1 pseudogene is annotated in these 582 nt (G+C 80.6%); it reads right to left on the bottom strand.

The window, feature by feature from the left end:
- Window positions 1-582, bottom strand: a pseudogene (locus tag E4P41_RS21810) (chromosome segregation protein SMC); the annotation flags it as partial.

The following is a 582-nucleotide window of genomic DNA, read 5'->3' as shown; positions in this document are numbered from 1 at the left end:
CGACGTCGGCGGAGCGCTCGCGGGCGGTCTCCCGTGCCGCGGCCAGCCGGTCGGCGAGCTCGGCGGCGCGGGCGGCCGCGGCGGCCAGCTCTCGGTCGGCGTCGTCCACCCGGGCACGGACCTCCAGTCCGGACGGGGCGTTGGCCTGTCCACCGACCGACCAGTCGGCCCCGACCAGGTCGCCGTCCGCGGTCACCGCGCGCACCCGCGGGTGAGTGCGGACCAACGCGACGGCCGCGTCCAGGCCGGGGACGACGGCGACCCGGTCCAGCACGCGGGCCAGTGCCGGGCACAGCTCGTCGGGGGCGGTGACCAGGTCCAGGGCCCAGCGCACGCCCTCGGGCAGCTGCGGCCAACCGTCCCGGGGCAGCGCGGGGAGCCCGCCCGGGACGAGCAGCCCGGCGCGGCCGCCGTCGACGTCCTTGAGGTGGGCGAGCGCGGCCGCGGCCTCGGCGACGGTGTCGACGACGAGGGCGTCGGCCAGGCCGGCGAGCGCGGCGGCCACCGGGACCTCCGCGCCGGGCGCCACGGTGATCCGTTCGGCGACCGGGCCGAGCACGCCGGGCAGGTCGACGGCGCCAG

The organism is Geodermatophilus sp. DF01-2 (assembly GCF_004571065.1).
Classification (GTDB): Bacteria; Actinomycetota; Actinomycetes; order Mycobacteriales; family Geodermatophilaceae; genus Geodermatophilus.
The sequence above is the reverse complement of the archived record's forward strand: the minus strand, read 5'-3'. Positions and strand labels throughout refer to the sequence as shown.